Source organism: Acinetobacter genomosp. 15BJ, assembly GCF_000400715.1.
GTDB lineage: Bacteria > Pseudomonadota > Gammaproteobacteria > Pseudomonadales > Moraxellaceae > Acinetobacter.
This window is the reverse complement of record NZ_KE007347.1, coordinates 485884-486392: the sequence shown is the minus strand read 5'-3', so window position 1 is coordinate 486392 and position 509 is coordinate 485884. Positions and strand designations below refer to the sequence as shown.

Below are 509 nucleotides of genomic sequence, written 5' to 3'. Positions count from 1 at the left end.
TGGACACCTTGAGTTCCTTGAGCACCTGTTGCACCAGTATCACCTTTCACACCCTGAGCACCAGTCGCACCAACATCGCCTTTGTCACCCTTATCACCTTTGTCACCCTTATCTCCTTGGACACCTTGGGTTCCTGTAGCGCCAGTATCACCTTTCACACCTTGTGCGCCAGTTGCACCAACATCGCCTTTGTCACCCTTATCTCCTTGGACACCTTGGGTTCCTGTAGCACCAGTATCACCTTTCACGCCCTGAGCACCTGTTGCACCGACATCACCTTTCACACCCTGAGCACCAGTCGCACCAACATCGCCTTTGTCACCCTTATCGCCTTGGACACCTTGGGTTCCTTGAGCACCTTGCGCTCCTGCAGCACCAGTATCACCTTTCACGCCTTGAGCACCTGTCGCACCGACATCGCCTTTGTCACCCTTATCGCCTTGGACACCTTGAGTTCCTTGAGCACCTGTTGCACCAGTATCACCTTTCACACCCTGAGCACCAGTCGC

Annotated in this window: 1 pseudogene; it reads right to left on the bottom strand. The window is 54.4% G+C overall.

The features are described from left to right. A pseudogene (locus F896_RS21140) lies at window positions 1–509 on the bottom strand (hypothetical protein); the annotation flags it as partial.